Source organism: Serratia symbiotica, assembly GCF_000821185.2.
In the GTDB taxonomy this organism is placed as follows: domain Bacteria; phylum Pseudomonadota; class Gammaproteobacteria; order Enterobacterales; family Enterobacteriaceae; genus Serratia; species Serratia symbiotica.
The window spans coordinates 2594637-2618508 of sequence record NZ_CP050855.1 but is presented as its reverse complement, the minus strand read 5'-3'; the positions used below and the strand labels follow the sequence as shown (position 1 = coordinate 2618508).

Genomic DNA, 23872 nt, shown 5'->3' with positions numbered 1-23872 from the left:
ACATCTTACTGGATAAAGGGGGATGACTAATGAGCGTTATTGAGACATTAAGAGAGCTATCTGAGGTATGGAGGCTATTTAGTGATATGCCTGATGATGCAACGCTCAACGTTGAGTTAGCATCGCTTTATCTCGGCATCAGCGTAAAATCATTAGCCAGGTATAGACAAAATGGTGGTGGACCACAGTATATTCAATACCAGTCTGAGGATAGTAAAGCGAGAAACCAGCGTATTAATTACCTCTTAAGAGATCTTCGTTCTTGGCGAGATGACCACTGTAGTGGTCAACTAAAACTGGCCACCGCGTTAGAGTTTTTCCAGTATCGGTTTTCCGATTCGTTTGGTGGTAACCCACCGTTATATTCATGCGGCCTGAGCGCGCTGTAATACCCAACGATATAGTCCGTTATTGCGTGGGCTGCATCGCTGAAGTTTATGTAACCCGTCACCGGTACCCATTCGTTCTTCAGACTCCTGAAGAAGCGCTCCATTGGGCTATTATCCCAGCAGTTTCCACGCCGACTCATACTCTGTCTGATCCGATACCTCCACAGTGACTGCCGGAACTGTCTGCTTGTGTAATGGCTGCCCTGATCGCTGTGGAACATCACTCCGGCTGGTTTTCCCCGGGCCTCCCACGCCATCTCCAGCGCTTTGATGGTCAGCCTGCTGTCCGGTGAGAACGACATTGCCCAGCCCACCGGTTTTCTCGCGAACAGGTCGAGAACAACGGCGAGGTAGGCCCAGCGCCTGCCTGTCCAGATATAGGTCACATCGCCACACCACACCTGATTAGGCTCTGTCACTGCGAACTGCCGCTCAAGGTGATTCGGGATAGCGATGTGTTCAAGGCCACCGCATTTATACCGATGAGTGGGCTGTTGACAACTGACCAGCCCCAGCTCTTTCATGAGCCTGCCGGCGAGCCATCGTCCCATCCTGAAGCCCTTCATGGTTGCCATAGTTGCGATACTCCTTGCGCCAGCAGAGCCATGGCTGACGCTATGCAGTTCCAGTACCTGGCTGCGTAATACAGCTCGTCTGCCATCTGGTTTTTCAGGACGGTTTTTCCAGTATTTGTAGCTGCTGCGATGAACCCCGAACACGTGGCAGAGTGTGACCACCGGATAATGCGCTCTGAGTTTCCCGATTATCGAGAACTGTTCAGGGAGTCTGACATCAAGAGCGCGGTAGCCTTTTTTAATATTTCGTTTTCCATTTCAATACGTTGTATTTTTTTCCTCAGCTCACGTATTTCAATTTGTTCAGGAGTAATGGGAGAGGCTTTAGGTATTTTTCCCTGCCGCTCATCACGCAACTGCTTCACCCATCGCGTCATTGTGGAAAGGCCGACATCCATAGCACTGGCTGCATCTGCCACGGTGTAGTTCTGGTCAACGACCAGTTGAGCGGATTCGCGTTTGAACTCTGCACTGAAATTTCTTTTTTTCATTGAAGCACCTGTAATGTCCTGAGGTGAGCATATCACCTCTGTTCAGGTGGCCAAATTCAGTGTGCCACTACAGGTATTAATCAGATACTCAAAGAGTTAAAGCGAAATGAAACTCAACTGATCCTGATGGAAGCCACCGGGGGACTTGAGTCTGGTGTGGCTGGCTATCTTCAGTCTGAAGGTTTCGATGTGGTTGTTATCAGTCCCCGACAGGCGCGAGATTTTGCCCGCGCAATGGGCTATCTGGCTAAGACCGACCAAATAGATGCCAGAGTCCTGCTACAAATGGCAAAAGTTATTAACCAGCATCCTGAGCGGGAAAAATATATTCGTCCCTTACCTGATGTTCACAGGCAGTTGCTGGCAGCAATGGTGGTCAGACGCCGACAATTAACGATCATGCTTACAGCTGAGCGGAACAGGTTGCATCCATCGCATCCTCAGAATCATGAAAGTATCAGATTTATAATTTCGGTATTGAAAAGTGAAATGGCTCGCGTAGAAGCTGAAATGTCAGCCTATATTTCGGAAAATTTCAGTGAATTATCTGCATTATTGAGCGCCGTTAAAGGTGTTGGTGCAGCGACTGTTGCCGTGCTGCTGGCTGAGGTTCCGGAACTTGGAACGTTATCACGACGTGAAATTAGTGCGCTTATTGGGGTTGCTCCAATAAACAGGGATTCCGGCACGATGCGCGGTCGCCGAACGGTATTCGGAGGGCGAGCCTCCGTCCGAACAGCTCTCTATATGTCAGCCCTGGTCGGGACGAGGCACAACTCAGTAATTAAAGAGTTCTATACACGCCTCGTTGCCGCTGGAAAACCCAAAAAGGTTGCACTGACCGCCTGCATCAGAAAACTACTGACCATCCTGAACGCAATGCTGAAAAATAATGAAGCATGGGATCCGTTGTATCACCAACATGCTTCGTAATCGGGCTTGAAGACAGTTGCTATGCTCAAAATATATTTCAGCACCGTCTAGTGGGGTGGGGTCAGTCCACTTAAAGAAGATTAGGAATAGTGACTTGGATACTATAATACCGATTATTGATAAAATAAGAGTTTGTTTGGATATACACCTGATTCAATGACATTGAATGAAAGGTGAGTTCAGTTATAGTTAGAATGATTATTTTTTTATTTAGTAAATTTAATCTTTAATATCTTATATAGTGGTATTATCATCATCGTCTAATTTAAATAAATGCGCACAGGATCTCGCCCTATGTCCTAACCCATTTATTGCCATATTAACGATGCTCAGATGTATATGCTGGGTTATAGCAAAAGTGGCGTTGGAAGGTCTTTAGGTCTTGATTAGTAATGCTGTGCACCTAACATCGAGTGACCGCTACTCCAAGCATGGGGTTTTTGTTGTATCGTTAGCCGGTTACTTCAACTTATATATTATACCACATCAAAAAGATATAAGCTCGACAAGTATGAGTTATGACAAAATTTGTTATTGATCAAAAGATTATGCTTCTGATATATTAATGATGAGTTTTTATTGTTCGTTTAGCCTTTGTTGGGGTATCTATTGGGATATTTGTGATCCATTTAATGCTGCAACAGCAAGGAGAACAGATTAACTCCTGGATCAGATTTCAGGCGTTGGATTTGGATTCAAGGATCGATGGTGAAGCGGTATGCATGCTGCTTACGCAACCAGTGCAGATACTCTGCTTCGCTTCGTAGTGATCGTACAGTCACCAGAGCTGGAACGTCAGGTTGGTATCGTGGTCATAGCTATGGCACGATGATCGTAATATCATGATACTAAAAGATAAAGTAAATATTACTTGAATTGACATTTTATCCTCATCGGGTGATAAAGAGATGTAGCGTGGAGAGAGAAACGCTACACATGCAGGGAAGAAGTCTTGCATATTCATCAAAATTGGCATGAAATTCGGGGAATATCTGCATACTGTTCGTCGTTGATAACAGTCATGGAATAGCAGGCAGACCATCAAAAGCTGGGCTTCTTGGCTCATTAGGCTGGCTGGGATAACCGCCAATCGCTTATGGAAAGAAATGGTGGAAGCAGGGGTTGGTGGCATTGGGGCAACTGTTAAAGATGTCGGTAGCAAAATGGTGAGATACAATCCGGTTCGTCAAACTTATGAGTGAAAATAACCCCGGATAAAAGCCGCGTGGTAACTTGCTTTGGGCATGCTACCGCATGTCGGAGCTGAAATATAAGAAATAGTTGGATCAAATGATTCAGTCGCGCAGTGGAACGTGCCCTGCCTGAATTTCAAGGCGTCGTCTTTGACGGGGTGAACTGATACACATGCAGCAACTGAGGCCATAACCAGCAAATGGAATAAGGGAATTGCCGAAGGAGAGGCAAATCGCCTGAATATGCTGAAACGTCAGATGTACGGTTTATCGCCGGGTTCGAGCTACTGAGACGGAGGACAATGAGTTCTCATGCGTAAATGGAGCCACCCACTAGCGGGAAACCCACTTTGCACCTTTGGTAACAATATTAGGAGAAAATATCTTTATGCGGAAAGTTATGGCTAATAATGAAGAGACATTGGACGCTATTCTTTTATCCAATGGAGTTGTTTTTGATCCGTTAAAACGCACTCTTGCCCAGGATCAAACACAGACAATTGTCACACTATCTGAAAACGAAGTATGCCTTTTGAAAATGCTATTGACCAGAACATGCAACAATAAACGGGAGATCATGCATGAAGTCTGGGAAAAACGCGGCTTGATTGTCACAGAAAGCAGCTATTATAAGTTGGTTCGCCAGTTACGCATCTCTTTCGAGCAAGCCAATCTCGATGGCAATTTGATAAAAACATTACCTAGAATAGGTATTACATACGTTGGTACGAATTGCATCACAGTCTCAAGCAGTAGCGTATCGAACGAAGAAAAAATCAATGGTTTCTGGTATATGGAAAAATCAGTGTACAATTTCACCATTCTTACTTTAAGCCTGGTGATTAGTGCACTTTGTCTATACTTATATATTATCGAGTAATAATAAATGAATATTATTAACATCAAACGTTTTTTGAAACTTAGTAGTAGCATGCTAATTCTGAACTTTTTTTTATGCGGATGCACTCATCTTGCTAATGATACCAAGAAAGGGGAAGAGTATTATCTTGAGGGAAAAATATATGCTAAGAAAGGGGATATTCCTATAAATTCAATAGCTACTATATCAATCACGCAGAATAAATCAGTTGGTGAACAAGAGTTTACCCTCCTCGAATACAATATATCGGTAAAGAAGTCAAGCCATACTATACCTTTTCGCGTGTCTTTACCTAAAGATGCCACCTTTCTTACCAGAAAACTCAATATAAGTGCAAGGATCGAGAATAACGGGGATTTAATTATGATGAGCGATAAAATAATACCGATTTCCTACCAGTCCGATGAGCCGCTGATACTTACTGTTGATGCATCCTAACTCTTTACTGTCAGTTAAAGCTGGAAAAGCAGGCATAAATAAAGTCATTATTGAGGAAAAACACTACCGCTTCTCACGCTGAAAACGTTACTTGCAGATAGGTGTGGGCGATAAGAGGTAGCCATACTGTCCTTCTAACCTCAATCCTAAGCGGTTGGAGTCTTTTTTGTGCGCTAGTAAGCCAGCAAAACACAAGCAGGAATAATTTTTATTTGTGTGATTCATAGGCATTGTTTCAATTTTCTCAGCTCAAGTTCAAACTTGTAATTCTGTTCCTGTATGTGTTCTTCACTGGGCTGATAGTTTGCGTGAACGGCATCAGAGTATGGCGTTTGCTCAACAAGTTCGAAGTAGCGCTCCATTGGCGTTTTACCGATGTGAGCGCTATGCGGCCATTCTGCCAGCAGTTCCTCCAGGTCAGTAGCTGAGAGGTCTAGGGTAGCGTAAAACTCAGCTTTTTCTGTCTTTTGGGAACGTTCAACTTTGCCATTAAGATGGGGCGAAGCTGGTTTATTTGGACGAAACTTGATACCGTATTCTTTCAATCTTTCCAGCCGGGGCCAATTTTACAGGTATCCATCTGATACCCGATCACCGGGAACAGGGCGTTCGTCGCGAATGAAATCAGCTTTATGCCGGAATTTAACAACAGGTTTAACCTGATTCTGGCAAAGAACTTTGTGGATCGTTGCTATTGCCAGTGAAATTGAATGAAGTCGTTTTAACTCGCTCTGAATCCGCCTTGCACCCAGATTTCGCCGTGAACGTAACTCCAGAATCAGAGCGATTTCGCCAGCGCCGGATTTCGCTGATGGTGAGCGTTTAGGGCGGCAGCTATGGCTTTCCAGACCAGCGATACCCTGAAACAGATATCTGCGCCACCATTTACGCAATGTGGGGCGAGAAATGCCGCCGCGACGGCATACGAATCCCGCATCACCTGACGTTTCATAGCATTTTACCCACTGTAGCCGCTGCTGAATTTCCCTGTTCATGGTGAGTCATTATAGTGAAAAGATGTCTATGAATCACACATTTTATTTGTGGAGGTTATTCCTGCTGAGGAACTGGCGATATCAAGTCTTTCTGACGAAAGAAATTTTTCTTTGTGTGAACTATTTTCATAATATTATCGGCATACTTTTTCCCATGATGAGCTGTTTCTGAGTGATATGCCCCGACAGCACGCCAAGTGTAACCATATTTCTTGAATTTAAGGCTGAGTAAATAGGCACCAGCCTCAATGTTGGTACAAGGCTGCATCAACAAACGTTCATCACTGATAATCCCGGCAGATTTTAGCAAATTAATATTCACTGAGTTTATTTGCATCAGCCCAGAGTCTTGGCTGCCATTGTTGTTAATGTTGCATACATCAGGATCCCAACCTGATTCTTGAAGGATAATGGCCTCAAGAATACTTTCAGGTACATCCCAGCGCATGGCTGCGTTCGATAAACATGACGAACAGGCTGTAGCACAAGAGAAAGTAAAAGTGATCGCCAGATAAAATTCGATAATCGAATGTAAATAATTAGATCTCGTTAGATTCATCATCATCATCATCATCATCATCATCTTCACTGATTACCTGGCCAAAGTTTTCTAGGGAGTGCTCATTTAACTGGGCTACCATCATTCCTGATGCTATATACATAGAATAAGCGGGATTGAACTTCTCTTTAAGCAGTGCTTCAACCTCCGGTGAGTCTGCGTTTTTAAGCTCCTGGATCAAGCCAGCAATAAATTTTTCGCGTGATTCTCCAGATAGGCTGCTTAACTTATGATTAAGTAGTACGTAAGTTTCTCTTTTACTTTGTGTGGTGAGAAGGCGTTCAATGAAATCTTCGATGGTTTTCTTCTCTGCTTCTGACAGATCAACGCTTTCACCCATAGATGTAATTTCCTCTGTTTTTTGATTTTCTCCTATGGAGTCTGTTCTGCTTTGCCACGCTTGTGTAACCCGATGCTCGACGTCATTGCTGTTGTTTAGTGGCAGATTGGTTGACATTGTTACTAATGTCTTCAGGACGGAATGAAGTAGAGGAAGTGTCATCTGTATTTCCTGTTAGGTTGGCTAATTCTGCAATCTTCTGATAACAAGCATTTCTTGCTCCAAGGATCTTGCATCGTAATGGCATAGGTAATAATTTAGGTAACATGCGCTGTGCTGCATTGGTTGGTGAGAAATGTAGAATTTCATCGCCCGTCTCCATAGCGATACCATCCTCTGCCCCACTACGCACGGTAATGTGCTGAATTTCCGTGAGGATCGGCTTAAGTCTATTCATTAAACCCGTTGGCACATGCATTGTTATTTGCGGCGCGTCGAGTTGTAGATTGATAAAATGATGACTGATGATTTCATACATTCTGGGATCGTTGAATAATTCTATCAGTATCGTATGTAATTGAGTCTGGCTGTGTGCAAGCGCCTGTTGATATTGGCGTTGGCTTAATTCTATCCCCTGGAGCATATCGGCCATTAATTGTCGCACCCCGTCCTGGTAGCCTTGCTCGTAGGCCATTTGTCGTATCGCTTGCGCTTCGGATTGAGCCTGTTGACAATATTTTGCCACTTGTTTCTTGGCCGAGTTTATCAACTGCTTGTGGTAGCGGCTCGCTTTTATCGCCTGATGTTTGATTAGCACCTTTTCTTGGGCAGTTTGCATAATATCTGGTTCAGGTATGTTTGACATAGTGGCAAGCTCCTTCGATCAGGTTCCAGGGTAAAACAACCTCAACTGGCGTTTTCATTAAACACTGAATTGCCGGACGAAACATATATTTGAGCCGTAGGCTATAAACCGGACTAATTGAAGTTAAGCAGGCAATGAGTTGTGCAGCACCTGCTGCCAACAACGTTTGTGGTGATATAATTTCCCAATCTGGCATCGGTTTGATTCTGCCAGCAACCTGCTGATGCAAAGTGGCATAGCGGGTATTTTCAACCCACCAGGGTAATGGAGCGGGAAGCAAATAGACGCCTAGAATCCAAGCTATTTTGGGCAAATCCACCCATTGTTCAATCATAACGTCGGGTAACTTTGGCGTTCGTGCATCCGACAGTGGCAGTTGATACTGCGCCAGCAAGCGCCGATTGTGTGCATGCTGTAATGCAAGGGGGAGCGAAAGATAATCAATTCCACTGTGCTCTCTGTGAAAGTAACTTCCCGGTTCTAACAGGATTTTCTGATGAGCGAAGAAAGTTGACTTATTGACCAATGCCATCGTCATTTTTCTCTTCACTGGCTGCGGGGGGTATTTCAGAACGCTTCTGCTGAAGTTGACGCCATAATAGGAACAGCGCAATAACGGCTACCAATAGCAATGTAACAGTAATAGAAATGAGCAGCGTCGTCATGTGAGACATACCTGATTCTTCTGTGACATGGTGCTGCAACGGTGGCCGTTCAACCACTACCACGGAAACATTATCAAAATTGGTGTCCGCAAAACTGTTGGTCAGAAATAATTTTATTTTATTCATGAGAAGTTTGGGGGATTCATCACCTGCGTAGGTCACCAGGCTTGAAACCTGTTGAGGTTGTTTTACGCGGTTATCGCTACTCAGTGGGTAGCTAACATGAACCCGTGCGTTGATTATGCCGGGAATGGTCAGTAGGGACTGCTGCAAACGCTGTTCTATCAACGAAAGTAAGCGCGCACGCTCCGCCTGCGGAGAAGCGACAAGAGAATCCCCAGGGAATGCCTGGATGATTTCCACCGGTTCTTTTGATGGCAGATTATATTGACGCAACAGATCGACAGCGGTGACAAAATCGCGGCGCGCTACCTGAATTGATTGGCCTTGCTTGCCATTTTCCTGGCGCACTCCTTCTATGCCATTTTCCTGCAAAATAGCCAATACTTCATTACATTGCCGTTGGTTGAGTGCACTAAGCAACATTTTGTTATCACAGCCACTTAGTACCAAGAGGGAAAAAAAGATAAATATTTTCTTAATATTTTTCATTTTTACTGTGCTTTTAATACACTATCAATAGCGGATGCACCTCGATGAGTCAAAGTACTGACCATATTAATGGCAAGACTGTAATTGCCGACGCGGTTCTGTAGTTCTAATAGCACCGCCGGGTTAGTCGCATCGCCATACTTTAGCTGGTTGATGATATTGGTTTTTTCCTGGGTAGCAGCAGCGGTATAGGTTGAAAAAAGGTTCCTAACCCGATCTTCAATTCCGTAGTTGTCACCTGTCATTATTTCGTCGTTGTTGACAACGGAATGTATGATGGGAGAAAAATTAATAAATGCTGGCATGATATCTCCTTGTTAATCATAGAATGTTGCACATATATACCGGTCATACTTTAAGTTGCATGTCCATTAGCTTTCCTCAGCTTTCCTCGCTCACTCCAGTCACTAACTGGTGTAAGTTCCTAGGGATTAACAAACCTCATCCCTGAGGTTCAGCCTGCAACTCGAATTATTTAGGGTGTATAACATTCTGTGATGGTTGGTTTACATATTACGTATAATAGCTTGTGAAGTATCCTTGATGGATTTCATCACGTTACTCTGTGCCTGACGTGCGCTGTTATAATGACCATTGAGTGCAGAAATCTTTGCCAATACGATTGGGTTATCCATCTCATTATTAGCATCTTCAAGCGCATTTTTAAGCTCATTAGCCAATGTCTCAACACGGGCATTGAGTAAACTCCCATTGCGGTACATCATGCCCCAATTATTTGTTGATGCAGTATCAACTTTCTCGTACTCAGATGTTGTCCAATTACCGTTTGAGTTAATTCCTGATATGGGCATAGCGTTACCTTTTCTGTTGATGATGGTTTAGAACTAAAGCGTATTGAATAACCAATGATTGTTATCCAGTAGAACATAACCGTTTGAGTTTTGCACAAACGATCTCCCCACTAGAGGGTTGGTTGCCAAAGATACTGAGAATTGAACGCTTCTTACCCCCCATTTTTTAGCAAATCTTTCAGCAAAATCAATAACTGAAATAGTTTGTTTATCATTCATGCTGGCATTGATAATAAATATAGAAGTATTCTTCTTATTTACCCTGCGCCATGGGACATTACTTTCCGCCAGCCCTTGCTCAACCCTTTGCAATAATTCCTCTGGCGTATAAACCTCTACAATGACATGTGAATAGCTGAGAAGAGACTGGTTCAGTATCTTTTGAATAAGTTCTTTATCTGGATTAGAATAGTTTCCTCTTAACAGCCGAACAATCGGCTGATCGGGCCGAGAGAGATCTACTTTCAATAGGTTGGGTAGTAAATTATCTAATCGGGCTTCTATCTCTGCTTCAAGTGTGCTGATTTTCTTTATGGCGACGGGTTCGGAATAATGTTGCTGTAGTAAACGTTGGGTACTCCAATCGACGTCCCGCTGTGTTTGTACTAACACCAGGCTTTTGCCATTTCCACCTGTGGTGACCGTCAACGGGGAACTGCTTCCTTGCAGTAGGCTTTGCAAAGTTTTAACTTTGCGCACGTTGCTGTCGTAATTTATTCCTAACCAGACCACGGTCAACACCAGCAATGTTATTCCTGCCACATAGGCAAGTTTGGTTTTCAGCCCTGCCAAAGCAGGTGTCTTTATTGGCAAATCTTTGACACCCTTTGCGTGTATACTCTGGCAGACCGGAGATTCAGGAATATTCCAATTCCCATTTAATGGCTTGATAATTATAGGGAAATGATCGGAAAGCATCAGTTCCTGAAAGTTAATGGGCAGCGTTGTTTTTGGAAGATCGCCACTGACTGCTAAAAACAACTTATCATCACTACTGCCGCACTCCCTGGAGGTGGCAGCATTACTTGAAATGATCGCCAATTCATATCTGCACAGTTCGCTGGGTAAATAATAGGTGGTGAAGCCATTGTCATCAGTTTCACTGCAAAAGGCATACTCTGGGCCTGTAATGATGCGGTGAGCATCAACTTTGAGCATCAATTCGCTGCCGCTCAAATTGCCACTTGCCACTTTCATTATGCAAATAAGTTTATCGGCGTCCTTCATGAAGCGGGTCTCAACTGTTTGACATTAATGAGAATTATGGGTTTATAGGTAACGGCTTTCATTGGAATTTTTCTTATTAATTTTTACTGGTGGTATTTCCTAGCAGTATAAATTATTCCGAATGTTTCCATATCCTATGGCGAGATAATCCTGCACTATTTTTCGTGTCTAAATTAGCATAAGCGTACTGAATATGAGGAAAACAACGGTGACTTCAAAATGTAGTACGGCTATGTTCGTTGATCCGATACAGTGTTTATCCTTACATCATGATCTGGTTCTTGCAATAAATACTAGCGAAAAACATGTGTTGTCTTCTTGTTCTACAATTTCTGGAAAAGAGATCGTTACTAATCGATCATCAATAATCATTTGCCCTGATATGAATTCGATAGTAGCGGATAAGAAATATTGGACTATACAATGTATGCCACTTTCGCGGTTCACAGAAATTCTGGCAACAATTGATGCCGCTATGGGGCAATCATTACTGTATGACCTAGACAAAAAGGTAACGACGAGGCACGTATGGCAAGATGTTGTTAATCTGCCTGATGAAATCATTCAGAAATCGTCGCTACATTATATTTTGGTTGATCTTATTTTGCATAGTTATCCAGTTTTCTCGGATTGGTGCAATATATTGCGCAAGTGTGAACCTTATGGAATTATGCGTTTCTTACTTTCATCTACCCAAATTGGGGATAAAGAGAAGTTAAGCATCAATCATCTGAGTCAACGTTATGGCTTATCTGCTCCCTACTTTAGGCAATTGTATCGAGAAAATTTTAAAGGAACAGCCAAGAAAAAGCTTATGGATATACGTCTGGCATCTGCCATTTTAAAACTCATCGAGAGTGAGTGTTCAGTGCTCGATGTCAGTATAGATTCTGGCTATTACTCGGCAGCACATTTCACTACTACTTTAAAAAATGAGATAGGCTTGACACCATCAGAAATAAGGCGTTTGGAGAAAATTTTATATGAAGGCTAACCGCAGAAGTGTGATGTGGTTTTTTCTGCTTGCACTGGTGGTGAATATTAACAATACCGGTGCGGAAATGTTAGCATCACTTCCTGTTGAACAGGAAAAAATCAACGACTCTTTTGTCGCTAATAATATCATGGTTGGCAAGTTGTTTGACGTGCTATCAGAAAGGCTGGAGAAACCCATCATTCTTAGCAAATCTGCGGCGCAAAAGCGGGTTACAGGTAACTTTAATCTGGCGAATGCCGATATGATGTTTAAAGCATTAACGCGGCGAATAGCACTGGTTTGGTACGATGATGGTGCAGGGATCTATGTTTATGACAACAGTGAAATGCGCAGCACAATTGTAAGAACCCAAGCTGCGGATAGCTCACAAGTCCTCGATTATATAAGAAAAACTGGGATTTATGACAGCCGTTTCACCGTACGTTCTCAGGGGGATAGTCATCTGCTTTTTGTGGCGGGGCCTCCTCTCTATGTGGAACTGATTAGTGCGGCAGCCTCCTATCTTGACGAGCGTACTCAACAGCAAGAACTGACCGGCGGCGAAGTGGCGGTTATCCCATTGAGGCACTCTTCAGTGACAGATCGTACCTACAATCAGCGGGGTCAGAATATCACTATCCCTGGGATGTTATCGTCAATCAACGCACTATTTAAAAATAGCGGCACACAGGGGGACGATGTCCTTAAAATACATTCTAAAGAGGGGAACGCCTACCCTATTGAGGATGGGTTTCCCAAACCGCCATCATTAGGCGGTAGCAAAGCTTCAGTAGATCACAATAAAAACTTCTCCTTAGTTGCCTATCCCGATAGTAATAGCTTGGTGGTGAAAGGTAGCCCGGAACAAATTCGTTATGTTCGCCAATTAGTGAACGCACTGGATGACAGCCGACGACAGGTAGAGCTTTCCTTATGGATCATTGACGTGGTACGCGTCAAATTAGATGATCTTGGTGTGCGTTGGGAGAGCGGAAATTGGGATACGGGTGGTGGTAAGGTGACCTTTAATCGCAGCACACTTACAGATAGCACCAAGTTCCTTGCTCAGATCAATGCTATCAGCAAAAACGGCAGCGCACGGATCGTCTCACGTCCGGTGATTTTGACCCAGGAGAATGTTCCGGCGCTGTTTGACAACAACACCAGTTTCTACGCGCGCCTGCAAGGTGAAAGGGTGGCATCTCTGGAAAAGGTGACCTATGGCACGATGATCAGTGTGTTACCACGTGTTTCCGCCAGCAGAAGCGTTGAAATGGAGGTCAATATTGAAGACGGGGGACTGAGCCGTGATAGCAGTGGCAATACCGCTGACGTCGGGGGGTTACCGCAGGTGAATCGCACTAGTATTAACACCGTCGCGCGGATTGCAAAGAATAGCAGTCTTCTGATAGGTGGATATACTCGCGATCAGACTGAAATCAATGAAAGCCGCATCCCGTTTCTCAGTGACATACCCGTATTAGGCAACCTGTTTAAGTTTCGATCGAATAATCAACAAAAAATGATCCGCATATTTTTGATTCAGCCTCGCTTGTTGGATGAAAACGAGGCCTGGGATGGTCGTCAGTTCTCTGACAGCGATCGGTTAACCACGCACGATATTCGGTTACACAGTACCATTCAATTTCTACAGAAATATGTGAGCCAGCCATGGCAATAATACCCGTGGGAGGCAGTGCACGCTTTATTGTAGGACAACGCGATAAAAGTGCTCCAGCGGCAAAAGCAGAGGATGATTCTGACAAAGTTGCACAAGGGCAAGGTGTTATCAATAACAACAATGAATATGCTTCCATGGCTATGCTCGCCGCCAGCCATGTGCGCCGCCGTGGCTCGCAGGCCAATGCTCAAGAAGAGTGGATGAAGTTTGCAGAACGCATCCTTGACAGTCAGGCCGACGAAAAAATTCTCCACGTTGAAGATGCACTCAGTCAGCAGCTGATGAACCCTCGGCAAATAAGGGCCTGTTTACTGCAGTTCTTTGCCGATCCCAGTGATATATTAATGGTATTGGCGGCGCTGATTCAGCGTAGGCGGCTGAATGAAAAGCAGCTTGAAAGACTAAAGGAATTACAAAAGCAGCTCCAGGCAGAAGATCTCGATCGTAGCGCAGAAGCTGGGATCAATATTGCCCTGGTGGCAAAGGCTTTTGCGCAAAAAACACAACGTACGGCTGGCAATCTGCGCATGCTGTATCGAGAGTTTCTTCGCCATGATGGCCCGGTTGTTTATTTGTATGAACAATGGGCTGAAGAGCAGGCCCCTCATGAACATGAGAATATCCTGCGTTTTCTGACGCGTGCGTTGGCCTATGACCTGCAGGTATTGCCATTAGGCCATTCCAATATCAATGAATTTAGCCATTTCTTCAATCGCATCAGTCGATTACGGGAAACGCAATCGGTAGAAAGGGTGTTCAGGCAACATTTTCAACATGCTGGGTTTGATTTTATTAACCAATCCGGCGAGAAGGCGTTCAGCAAGTTATTTACTCGCGGCATCCGAAGCCATAAAAGCTTTAACGATTATCTTCTGGTATTTTTCTCAGAACACCTGAGTGTACTTAGTATTGATAGATGTGCCCGGTTTTTACAGATTTTGATTGTGGCATTTTCTACATTACCAACAGGCATTTTTCTCTCGCCAGAAGGTCGAGATAGCTTGATTAATGAATTAAAAGAATATATGGGACATGTTCTGGTGCAAGAGCTTGAAATTGCTCGCCGGAAATTAAGTGAAGGGAATTAAGCGATTCATGAGTAAAGTCACTGGGTTACTGTTAGGCATGCGTAATCGGCCAGAGTTGATGCTTTTGATTATTATGGTAATGATCATTGCTATGCTGATTATACCATTACCGACTATTTTAGTCGATCTTTTGATAGGACTGAATATTATGGTTTCAGTTCTTATCTTCATGGGGTCTTTCTATATAACTCGGGTGCTAAATTTCCAGTCTTTTCCGGCAATTTTGCTTATCACGACGCTATTTCGCCTGGCGCTATCGATAAGTACAAGCCGACTTATCCTGCTGGAAGCAGATGCCGGTGAGATAATTAATACATTTGGCCAGTTTGTTATCCAGGACAATTTAGTGGTTGGTATGGTGGTGTTCTCTATCGTGACCATAGTGCAGTTTATTGTTATTACTAAAGGTTCAGAACGTATCGCAGAGGTAGCTGCGCGTTTCTCGCTGGATGCTATGCCGGGCAAACAGATGAGTATTGATGCCGATCTGCGAGCGGGGTTAATAGATGAAGCAGTGGTAAAAGAAAAACGCCGCGATATAGAAAACGAGAGTCAGCTATTTGGCTCTTTTGATGGGGCGATGAAGTTTATCAAAGGCGATGCCATCGCCGGGATCATTATCATCATCGTTAACCTTATTGGTGGCATCGCTGTTGGTATGGCACAATTGGGTATGAATATATCTACTGCGCTGCATACTTATACCTTGTTGACGATCGGTGATGGGTTAGTGGCGCAAATCCCGGCGTTGCTGATTTCTATCAGTGCGGGGTTGATTGTAACTCGTGTCGGCGGTAATGATAAAAACCTAGGTGAAAATATTGTTGCAGAACTTTTTACCAACGATTTTACTATTCTGATAACGGCGATCATTGTTTGCGCCATAGGATTTTTACCCGGTTTCCCGACGATTATCTTCTTATTTTTGGCCGGGTTGATGCTAGCCTTGTTATGGTATCGTACTTACAAAAAACGCAAGGATAAACGGCTCCTTTCCGAGGAGAGGCAGAGTGAAACTGAGGTGGCTGAAGGTGAAATGCTGCGCGAAAATCAACACGGCGAGATGGAATACATACCGGAAACTTTGCCAATTATTATTTCAGTCAGCCAGGTACATAAGCGCCGTTTAGAAGAAGGGAAATTTCTTTCTCGTATTATGAAAGATATATTTATAAATTATGGTTATCGTATTCCAGATATTGCCATAAATTACTCTCCGGTGGTGCCAGATAATACAATTATTATACTGATTAACGAAGTATGTGCCGGTGATTACAGTATTTTTTTTGGCGGTTTTCGCCTTATTACTCCTAATGATGAGTTGGAGTGTCTGGGGTTAAACCTTATTAGTTTTAGTGATGAACAAGGTGCGGTTACCACTTGGGTCAAAGAAAATAATGCCGAGGAAGTGAAACAATTAGGTATCTTGGTGCGTGATGATATGACCGAAATTATCGATTGTGTCGGCACTTTATTGCTGCGTCATATTAATGAGTTTTTCGGTATTCAAGAAACAAAAAATCTGTTGGACGATTTGGAAAAGAAATACCCAGAGTTATTAAGAGAATGCTATCGCCACGTAACGGTACAGAAAATTACTGAAGTTTTCCAACGTTTATTAATGGAAAAGATTTCAATCCGCAACATGAAGCTGATCCTGGAGACCTTGGTACAGTGGGTGCCGAAAGAAAAGGATGGCATGATGTTGGTTGAATATGTCCGTGGTGCCATGGCACGCTATATTTCATCGCGCTTTGCTGTAGATGGGCGTCTGAATGTGCTGATGATTAACGCACAATATGAAGATATGATCCGCCAGAGTATTCGCCAAGCAGCTGGGGGGACTTATTTACATTTGGAACCTGAGAAAAGTGATGACATCATCCAAGCCTTTGCGCTGGCATTAGAAACCTTATCTTTCTCTCTTCGCGATGTCAGTGTCCTGGTTCCAGTTGATATTCGTCGTTTTGTAAAGAAAATAATCGAAATCCGTTTCCCTGAATTGGAAGTGCTCTCATTTAATGAAGTATCCGAAATGGTTAAAGTCAATGTTATTAAAACAATCTAGGGGATATTAGTATGAAATATCGTTTTTTAGAAGCTCTGAATGATTTCTTGAGCGCTTATGGACGTGATGATTTAATTAATAGCCAGTTGGATTGTCATTCAACCATTCAACTGGATCTTGAATCGTGTCCGCCAATTAACATTGATCTGGCGACCAACGATATTATTATCTGGAGCAACATCGCTGATTACAATCCGTCCTATGTTGAGGCGGTAAGCGCTAGCTTGTTGAATCAGCTAATTACCTATTCTCCTAGGTACTTTATGGCTGGACAGCCTGCGTTGAATGTTGTTGATAGCACGCTCGTGCTTTCTGCAGTGATGAAAGAGGAGGCCCTCACCTACCAACCGATGTTTGCTGGCATGCTGGAAGAGTTTTATGAGCGTTGCAATCAGCTAAGAACTTTATTTTCCGTCTGAGCCATGAAACTTTTTGATAGCTGTGCGCACCCAAAACGGATTCATGGTTGCCTGATAGAGGCCCCTCTCCATGGGGTATTTATTGGTGAAATCTGTCAGATTGAACGTTCTCTGTGCCAACCCGAAGTGATTGCCAGAGCTGTAGTGGTTGGGTTTCGGGAAGGGCAGACTCTTCTCAGCTTGATTGGACGATCACAAGGTCTCACGCGTGAAGTGGTGATCCGCCCTGATGGGCAGCCATTTGTCTTCGAGATGGGTGAACACCTGGCTGGCAAGATCTTCAATGCTGCTGGTGAAAAAATAGGCGTGCTGACACATCAGACCACAGAATTTCAACCCCATCAGGCTGTTTTACGGCGAGTGGATAGTCCAGCCGCAAGTGTCAGCCTGCGCAGCCCAGTTTGCGAACCTTTGACGACCGGCGTAAACGCAATCGATGGGCTGCTCACCTGTGGTAAAGGGCAACGTATGGGAATTTTCTCAGCAGCAGGCAGCGGTAAAACTTCTCTAATGAGTATGATTATGAATCACGCGAAGGCAGATATTTGTGTGATTGCCTTGATCGGCGAACGAGGCCGTGAGGTGACGGAGTTTATTCATGAATTACGCGCTTCGCCACGCAGTAGCCAGACTATTTTGGTTTATTCCACATCAGACAGCCCGGCAGTTGAACGCTGTAATGCTGCCTTGCTGGCTACGGCGATGGCGGAATATTTTCGGGATCTTGGGCGCGATGTCCTGCTATTTGTTGATTCAATGACCCGCTACGCGCGTGCGCTGCGCGATGTGGCGTTGGCCGCCGGTGAATTGCCTGCCCGACGTGGATATCCCGCTTCCGTTTTTGAACAATTGCCACAATTACTGGAACGTCCGGGGGCACTGCGACAGGGTTCGATAACCGCATTTTATACTGTTCTGCTTGAGAGTGAGGAGGAAGCAGACCCCATTGGGGATGAGATCCGCTCAATTTTGGACGGGCATATTTATCTCAGCGCCAAGCTGGCAGGACGTGGTCATTATCCGGCCATTGATGTTTTAAACAGCGTTAGTCGTGTATTTTCACGCGTGACCACGCCGCCACACCGGCAAGCTGCAGCGCAGATGCGCGACATGCTGGGGCGTCTGGCGCAAATACAACTGTATCTCGATCTTGGCGAGTATCAGCATGGTGAAAACGCGGAGAACGACCGTGCATTGGAAAGAAAAGAGGCGATCGAGGCTTTCTTACGTCAGTCGATGGATTCTTCCACGGATTTCGCTGATACGCTTAGCCAACTTAAGGCGTTGACAGCCTGATGATAAAGAACTTGCTGAGCTTGGTGGAGCGGCGTTTGGAACGCCTGGTGCGTGAGAAAAGTGTGCTGCATCGCACCATGAATGAGCTACAGCAGCAACAGCTTGACGTTCAGGCACGCATTCAGGTGATGAAAACGCAAAGTGGACTCTATGAGCAGCCAGCAGAGTTCACGCGTACGTCTTTTTTTGAACGTCAACGCCATAAAGCGGGGGTGCTGGCCGAAATTGCCCGTTTGTATTTTCAACTAGAGAATTTACAAGTGGAGCTACAGCTACTTGTTTGCAAACAGAACCAGTTACAACGCCGCTTACGCGAAACGAATAACAGGTGTGAAAAATTCCGAATTTATCTGAAGCAGCTACGTATCAAACAGTGCTTAAAATCGGAAATACAGCAACAAAACGATTTTGAGGAGTTGTCCATCTATGCTGGCAATAAACCCGATACACAGTAGTGCTCCTGATCATCAAATAGATGAACCTCACCAGCCTTACCGACCTGCGCTGAAATATAAAGATAATTCGCAGGTTGTGTCCACAGCGCTTCAGGAGGCGCGAGAAGCGGCAAATCTGTTGGTTGAGAAACTACGCAAGAAACGCGCAGAAGCGTGCACGCCTGTGCCGTTAGCACTGCCAATGATAACGTTGGACGGCATGCCACCTGGTGCCTGCTTGAGTGAACTTGGGGATATGGCACTTGAGGGGATGCAAGAGGCTTTGCCTCTGGTAACAGTCGCGTTGTTAGACATGTCCCCCGTATTGGAAAAAGCAAGTGCAAGGCATCAACGACTGAGCAACGCTTTCCCATCTCATGCTGATGCAACCGCGCAAAGCGGTTCTATGCCAAGAGAACTGTTGTCGGCAGAGCCTGGCAGGTTAAAGCGGGATAATGGAGTCCGGGAGATCGCATGTGAACCTTCAGTGTTAGGTACTGACAGGGAAAGCTCCTTGCTTTCTGCCGCCTTTGCAACAGCCGATAAAGCGGTAGTAATGTTTTCTGCAGACGTTTTGCTACCTATGGTATCTATTAATGGCCTCGTTTTGGACAGCAAAGGGGAAACCCAGGTAATACCTACAGACCCATTACTGACTCCCGCGAGGTTAAGCGACGAATCAACGTGGATGGTGCATGTTGGACAGCATAAAGCCTCCGACATAATGCCTCCGCTACTGGTCGCGCAGACGGTGAGTTCTGTGGCAGAAAACAGCATCACACCTGAACACGCCGTATTCAGTTACGCACAGGCGTTGCCGACGGCTCTGTCAGAATCGACCCTGGCCGAGGGGCCAAAGGCACATATGACGGGGGGACGCACGCTGAGTTATACCTTTAGTCAATGGCGTAATAGCCCAACGGTGACATTTGAATTATCCGCATCTGACAGTCTCATCGCCATGACCGATAGTGCTGAAGTTCAACAGGCGCTTTTGGAGAGTCAGCATTGGCTGATGACGGAGAGTGAGTTGCACTTCCGTGAACGTCAGCATCGCGAGAAACGACAATCATCGGATCAGGAAGAAGCATAATCATGCTCAATATCCGCAGAATTAGTGCGCGACAGGCCGAGGTGACACGCTGGCAACAACGGTATCACCCGGAACGGTACATCACCATCCCACGCGGTGCAGATCGCTATTTTCAGCTATGGCTGGTCAGTGCAACAGAAAAAATTCGTGCGTTAATTCCGGCTGATAGCTGGTGCCGTTTTACCTACCCTGAGTTGGTCAACTGTGCTTGGCAGGGCTTAGACGATCTGGCTATTACCGATATTTTCACCATGGAAAATCAGGGTAAGACTTTTTTTGCTGGTCATTATCGCATTGACAATCCGCAGATTGTCATGGGAATTAATGATGGTCAGCCATGGTTAACGCTGGATGAACCGGCATTGGGGACTGTGCTGATGGCATCACCACTTAATCAGCTATCAGTCAGGCCCCCACCAAATCCGCTTTGGGCGAACATAACACAGCGGATCGATTGGGTATTAGGGAACAGCCATATCAGTGCCTCTCTTTTGCGCTCAATCGCATTACATGACGTGTTACGTATTCAGCAATTGCAGTTGTGTTTGACGGTTGCCGGACGCCAGATAGCGTGTTTCCAAAAAAAACAAGAAGGACTATTAATGGTGGAAGAGATGATTGAAAACCCTGTCCAAAAGGAAGAGGTTCCTGCCAATTTGCATGATGATATTCCGCAAGAGGCACTGGCTCCTTTCGATTTGGCTAACATTAGCGTGCAACTGACCTTTGTGCTGGGTCACAGCGATATCCCGCTATCTGAATTGGCGTACATTCAGCCTGGGGCGACGTACTCCATCGGCGCGGATAAAGAGCGCGAGGTCAAGGTATATGCCAATAAGCAGTTAGTGGCGGAAGGGGAGCTTATTTATATTGGTGAAGAAGGGGAATTGGGCCTTGAGATCACGCGCCTTGCATGCAAAGGACAGTTGGGGTGATAAGCACGATGCCAACGATACCGGGTGACGTTCCTTTACTGGCGATTGTAGCCTTTTCCACGTTACTGCCTTTTATCATTGCAGCCGGTACTTGCTATCTTAAAATATCGATCGTGCTGGTGATGGTACGCAACGCCATGGGGGTGCAGCAGGTTCCTTCCACCCTTGCACTTAATGGGATAGCGTTCTTGCTTTCACTGTTTGTTATGATGCCTGTCATCCAGGATGTGCATCAATATATGCGCCATGAGCACGTTGATTTTAGTCATGCCGATTCGGTGGAGAAATTTGTTGATGGGGGACTGGGGGGCTATAAATCATATCTGAAGAAATACTCTGACTCAGACTTACTCACCTTTTTTGAGTCGCTACAACAGGGGCGCAGCGAAGAAGAAACCGCGAAAGATGAACGTGAGCCAACACTATTCTCTTTACTGCCCGCTTATGCCTTAAGTGAAGTCAAATCGGCATTCCAAATAGGATTTTACATTTATCTGCCGTTCGTGGTCATTGACCTAATTATCTCCAGCATTCTGTTAGCATTAGGCATGATGATGATGAGTCCGGTGACTATCTCCGTGCCGGTGAAACTGATTTTATTCGTGGCGATAGACGGATGGTCGCTAATTTCCAAAGGATTGATAATGCAATATATGGAACTGGCACAGCATCAGTAGAGGAACTCATTGATGGATGAAATAATTTATGCCAGTAATAAAGCCATGTTACTCATCGTAGTACTGTCGGCAATCCCTGTGTTGACGGCAACCATTGTGGGATTATTGGTTGGCTTAATTCAAACGGTCACACAGCTTCAGGAACAGACCTTGCCATTTGGTATCAAGCTACTGGCGGTGTTTGGTACATTATTTATGACATCTGGCTGGTTGGCGGATAAAGTGATTAGTTATACTAAGGAAGTGCTAGCTATTGCTCTCGCACCGACTGGGATCCTCGGATGACCTCTGAAGTACAGTCTTTCTATTTTTCCTGTTACCTTGCTTTTCAATCTGGTCTGATGACCTTGGCACTGGGCTGGATGCGCGTTGCGCCTGTTTTCTTTTTTTTACCGTTTCTCAGTACAAAATTACTTAATAACGGGATTATTAAGAATTGTATAGCAATTTTTATCGTCCTCGGACTTTGGCCTTTTTTTTCTTCACGTACTAGCGCTCCCCTGGACATTGGGCTTGTCGAAGCATTACTCTATGAATTTACCATTGGTCTGGTATTGGCTTTTATTCTCAGCTTGCCTTTTTTGATTGCCAATATTATTGGCGAACTTATCGATAACCAGCGAGGGGCAACGATTAGCGATACTATCGATCCAGCTAACGGCATTGAGTCTTCGGAACTTTCGGTATTGCTCAACCACATATTGGTCATGATATTCCTGGCGCAAGGAGGTATGCACATGTTGGTACAGATCCTTGCGGACAGTTATCGGCTGTTGCCGTTTGCCGCAGGTTTTTCTCATTTTAACAGCCTGCCTTTGGGGAATTGGCTAAACCAACTGGTGACACGTGGCATCATACTGGCAGCCCCCATTCTTATCACCTTATTTATCACAGAGGTTGCGTTAGGTCTGTATTCACGATTTTGCCCCCAGTTGAATGCCTTTTCCTTATCGCTGACGATAAAATCCATCATTGCATTTAGCGTTCTCTTACTCTATTTCCAGAATGAAGTCCCCTCAATTTTGGTTAATATGGTTTCAATAGATCCGCTGTACGATATTTTCGCGCCTCAACAACATTTGTAATGGAGATAAAGAATGGCGGAGAAAACGGAAAAGCCTACCGAGAAGAAGATCAGAGATTCGGCTAAGAAAGGGCAGAGCTTCAAAAGTAAAGATATGGTTGCAGCGGTGGTATTGGTTACGGGTGCCTTTTCCATTGTTGGCTTTTCCAGCCTAATGGAATTGGGAGGGTTAATGCAAAAGATCCTGCTAGCACCAGGCGAAATGGGCCTAGCCGCTTTACTGCAACGGCTTTTTAGCCTTTTTTCACACGCTGTTTTGCCGGTACTGGTAGCCTCTTTTTTACCCGGAGCCGTCATCACTTTATTGCAAAGTCGCTTCCGCTTAGCGACAGAAGCAATAAAAATCGATTTCTCTCACCTGAACCCCGTCTCTGGATTCAAGAAGATTTTTTCTGTTCGTTCCCTGAAGGAATTGGCGAAGGCATTTCTCTATTTATTGGTTTTTTTCACCTCTGCATGTCTCTTTTTTGTTATTTGGCGTGTAGATATCTTCACACTCTATCTTGCCACCTTGAATGGGATGATAGGACAGTGGGTTCACCTCTGTATTGTTTTTATCATCATGTTTCTTGCGGTGGCACTCATCGTATTGCTGGCAGATACACTGACGGAGTTTTTCCTATTTATAAAAGATCTGAAAATGGAAAAACAGGAAGTTAAAAGGGAACATAAAGATAATGAAGGTAACCCACAAATTAAAAGTACCCGCAGAAGTATGCATCAGGAGATATTGTCGGAAGAAGTTAAAACCAGCGTGAAAGGGGCTTCATTTGTTATGGCTAACCCGACCCATATTGCCATGGCAATATATTTTAATACTGACGTAGCCCCTCTCCCCTTTCTTCTTCTCAAATCTCAGGGGTTACAGGCTAAAGCCGTAATTGCTTATGCCGAGGGGCAGGGTGTTCCCGTAGTGCGTGATATTCCCCTGGCACGTCAGCTATGGCGACATTACCGTAAAGACAGTTTTATTGATGAGCAGGGGCTAGACGACGTGATGCGCATTATTACCTGGCTGATACGCGTCGAACTGGAAAAGATGGGCATCGATGCTGATAGCGTATTGGATCACCCCTCCCCCTCAGAAGCCTCTTGCGGCCAGCCTGAGCAGCAGATGGGGGCAGGTCATCCCCCTTAAGCTCACTTTTTATAAGAGAGATCGTATTATTTAAATTATGATGCAGCCCGATCAGTTGCATCTTATCTT

General features: G+C 44.8%; 24 protein-coding genes and 3 pseudogenes. 17 read left to right on the top strand and 10 right to left on the bottom strand.

Features of this window, described 5'->3' with window-relative positions:
* Positions 1-29 precede the first annotated feature (29 nt).
* A pseudogene (locus SYMBAF_RS17870) lies at positions 30-278 on the top strand (hypothetical protein); the annotation flags it as partial.
* Between the two features lie 8 nt (positions 279-286).
* On the opposite strand, the gene SYMBAF_RS13115 reads toward SYMBAF_RS17870, so the two are convergent.
* Positions 287-1455, bottom strand: a protein-coding gene (locus SYMBAF_RS13115) for an IS3 family transposase (RefSeq protein WP_152609001.1) whose coding sequence is annotated in 2 segments (ribosomal slippage) — positions 287-1206 and positions 1206-1455 — 1170 coding nt in all. Because the reading frame shifts where the segments join, the coding sequence is not laid out codon by codon here.
* 66 nt (positions 1456-1521) lie between these two features.
* Here SYMBAF_RS13115 and SYMBAF_RS13110 point away from each other — a divergent pair.
* The 3 genes and pseudogenes from SYMBAF_RS13110 to SYMBAF_RS13100 form a co-directional block, all read left to right on the top strand.
* A pseudogene (locus SYMBAF_RS13110) lies at positions 1522-2388 on the top strand (IS110 family RNA-guided transposase); the annotation flags it as partial.
* 1593 nt (positions 2389-3981) lie between these two features.
* Entirely contained in the window at positions 3982-4461 is a 480-nt protein-coding gene (locus SYMBAF_RS13105) for a winged helix-turn-helix domain-containing protein (protein WP_040267135.1), read from the top strand.
* 6 nt (positions 4462-4467) lie between these two features.
* Complete coding sequence (locus SYMBAF_RS13100) at positions 4468-4899, top strand: hypothetical protein (RefSeq protein WP_052447864.1); 432 nt, start codon at positions 4468-4470, stop codon at positions 4897-4899.
* Between the two features lie 221 nt (positions 4900-5120).
* Here SYMBAF_RS13100 and SYMBAF_RS13095 read toward each other — a convergent pair.
* From SYMBAF_RS13095 to SYMBAF_RS13055, 9 genes and pseudogenes are all read right to left on the bottom strand, one after another.
* Positions 5121-5894 (bottom strand): annotated as a pseudogene (locus tag SYMBAF_RS13095) (helix-turn-helix domain-containing protein).
* Positions 5895-5949: 55 nt separating this feature from the next.
* Positions 5950-6477 carry a lytic transglycosylase domain-containing protein gene (locus tag SYMBAF_RS13090; protein WP_237162882.1) on the bottom strand — a complete coding sequence of 176 codons (528 nt, stop codon included), beginning with the start codon at positions 6475-6477 and terminating at the stop codon, positions 5950-5952.
* Positions 6434-6910: a hypothetical protein gene (locus SYMBAF_RS13085; RefSeq protein ID WP_040267080.1), complete on the bottom strand. Its 477-nt coding sequence runs from the start codon at positions 6908-6910 to the stop codon at positions 6434-6436. The genes SYMBAF_RS13090 and SYMBAF_RS13085 overlap by 44 nt, the downstream gene beginning before the upstream one ends.
* Positions 6876-7598, bottom strand: a complete 723-nt coding sequence (locus tag SYMBAF_RS13080) for an HrpE/YscL family type III secretion apparatus protein (protein ID WP_237162880.1) — start codon at positions 7596-7598, stop codon at positions 6876-6878. Before SYMBAF_RS13080 ends, SYMBAF_RS13085 begins: the two co-directional genes overlap by 35 nt.
* Positions 7582-8130: a hypothetical protein gene (locus SYMBAF_RS13075; RefSeq protein WP_226020256.1), complete on the bottom strand. Its 549-nt coding sequence runs from the start codon at positions 8128-8130 to the stop codon at positions 7582-7584. The genes SYMBAF_RS13080 and SYMBAF_RS13075 overlap by 17 nt, the downstream gene beginning before the upstream one ends.
* The gene (gene sctJ, locus SYMBAF_RS13070; protein ID WP_040267076.1) at positions 8114-8875 is read right to left on the bottom strand and encodes a type III secretion system inner membrane ring lipoprotein SctJ; all 762 of its coding nucleotides are present in this window, start codon (positions 8873-8875) and stop codon (positions 8114-8116) included. Before sctJ ends, SYMBAF_RS13075 begins: the two co-directional genes overlap by 17 nt.
* A gap of 2 nt (positions 8876-8877) precedes the next feature.
* On the bottom strand, positions 8878-9180 hold the full coding sequence (gene sctI, locus SYMBAF_RS13065; protein ID WP_040267075.1) for a type III secretion system inner rod subunit SctI: 303 nt from the start codon (positions 9178-9180) through the stop codon (positions 8878-8880).
* Between the two features lie 201 nt (positions 9181-9381).
* Positions 9382-9687, bottom strand: a complete 306-nt coding sequence (locus SYMBAF_RS13060; RefSeq protein ID WP_040267074.1) for an EscF/YscF/HrpA family type III secretion system needle major subunit — start codon at positions 9685-9687, stop codon at positions 9382-9384.
* 33 nt (positions 9688-9720) lie between these two features.
* On the bottom strand, positions 9721-10914 hold the full coding sequence (locus SYMBAF_RS13055; RefSeq protein ID WP_237162878.1) for a PrgH/EprH family type III secretion apparatus protein: 1194 nt from the start codon (positions 10912-10914) through the stop codon (positions 9721-9723).
* Between the two features lie 232 nt (positions 10915-11146).
* On the opposite strand from SYMBAF_RS13055, the gene SYMBAF_RS13050 reads away from it, so the two are divergent.
* Genes SYMBAF_RS13050 through SYMBAF_RS12990 form a run of 13 tightly spaced genes read left to right on the top strand, consistent with a single transcriptional unit; the run spans position 11147 to position 23803 of the window.
* A complete protein-coding gene (locus tag SYMBAF_RS13050) occupies positions 11147-11908 on the top strand; it encodes a helix-turn-helix domain-containing protein (protein ID WP_040267073.1) in 762 nt (253 codons plus the stop codon).
* On the top strand, positions 11898-13571 hold the full coding sequence (gene sctC / locus SYMBAF_RS13045) for a type III secretion system outer membrane ring subunit SctC (protein WP_040267072.1): 1674 nt from the start codon (positions 11898-11900) through the stop codon (positions 13569-13571). Before SYMBAF_RS13050 ends, sctC begins: the two co-directional genes overlap by 11 nt.
* Positions 13562-14659 carry a type III secretion system gatekeeper subunit SctW gene (gene sctW / locus SYMBAF_RS13040; RefSeq protein WP_040267070.1) on the top strand — a complete coding sequence of 366 codons (1098 nt, stop codon included), beginning with the start codon at positions 13562-13564 and terminating at the stop codon, positions 14657-14659. The genes sctC and sctW overlap by 10 nt, the downstream gene beginning before the upstream one ends.
* A gap of 7 nt (positions 14660-14666) precedes the next feature.
* Positions 14667-16727 carry an EscV/YscV/HrcV family type III secretion system export apparatus protein gene (locus SYMBAF_RS13035; RefSeq protein ID WP_040267068.1) on the top strand — a complete coding sequence of 687 codons (2061 nt, stop codon included), beginning with the start codon at positions 14667-14669 and terminating at the stop codon, positions 16725-16727.
* 11 nt (positions 16728-16738) lie between these two features.
* Positions 16739-17146, top strand: coding sequence for an InvB/SpaK family type III secretion system chaperone (locus SYMBAF_RS13030; RefSeq protein WP_040267067.1), 408 nt, complete (start codon positions 16739-16741; stop codon positions 17144-17146).
* A gap of 3 nt (positions 17147-17149) precedes the next feature.
* Positions 17150-18442 (top strand): type III secretion system ATPase SctN, encoded by a 1293-nt coding sequence (gene sctN / locus SYMBAF_RS13025; protein ID WP_040267065.1) that lies wholly within the window; start codon positions 17150-17152, stop codon positions 18440-18442.
* Positions 18442-18897, top strand: a complete 456-nt coding sequence (locus tag SYMBAF_RS13020; RefSeq protein ID WP_040267062.1) for a hypothetical protein — start codon at positions 18442-18444, stop codon at positions 18895-18897. The genes sctN and SYMBAF_RS13020 overlap by 1 nt, the downstream gene beginning before the upstream one ends.
* On the top strand, positions 18869-19969 hold the full coding sequence (locus tag SYMBAF_RS13015) for a hypothetical protein (protein WP_040267061.1): 1101 nt from the start codon (positions 18869-18871) through the stop codon (positions 19967-19969). The genes SYMBAF_RS13020 and SYMBAF_RS13015 overlap by 29 nt, the downstream gene beginning before the upstream one ends.
* A gap of 2 nt (positions 19970-19971) precedes the next feature.
* Complete coding sequence (locus SYMBAF_RS13010; RefSeq protein WP_040267059.1) at positions 19972-20904, top strand: FliM/FliN family flagellar motor switch protein; 933 nt, start codon at positions 19972-19974, stop codon at positions 20902-20904.
* A gap of 17 nt (positions 20905-20921) precedes the next feature.
* The gene (locus SYMBAF_RS13005; protein WP_173424359.1) at positions 20922-21581 is read left to right on the top strand and encodes an EscR/YscR/HrcR family type III secretion system export apparatus protein; all 660 of its coding nucleotides are present in this window, start codon (positions 20922-20924) and stop codon (positions 21579-21581) included.
* Between the two features lie 12 nt (positions 21582-21593).
* Positions 21594-21866 carry an EscS/YscS/HrcS family type III secretion system export apparatus protein gene (locus tag SYMBAF_RS13000; protein ID WP_040267057.1) on the top strand — a complete coding sequence of 91 codons (273 nt, stop codon included), beginning with the start codon at positions 21594-21596 and terminating at the stop codon, positions 21864-21866.
* Positions 21863-22666, top strand: coding sequence for a type III secretion system export apparatus subunit SctT (gene sctT, locus SYMBAF_RS12995; protein ID WP_040267055.1), 804 nt, complete (start codon positions 21863-21865; stop codon positions 22664-22666). Before SYMBAF_RS13000 ends, sctT begins: the two co-directional genes overlap by 4 nt.
* Before the next feature lie 12 nt (positions 22667-22678).
* Positions 22679-23803 carry an EscU/YscU/HrcU family type III secretion system export apparatus switch protein gene (locus SYMBAF_RS12990; RefSeq protein WP_052447862.1) on the top strand — a complete coding sequence of 375 codons (1125 nt, stop codon included), beginning with the start codon at positions 22679-22681 and terminating at the stop codon, positions 23801-23803.
* The last annotated feature ends 69 nt before the right edge of the window (positions 23804-23872 follow it).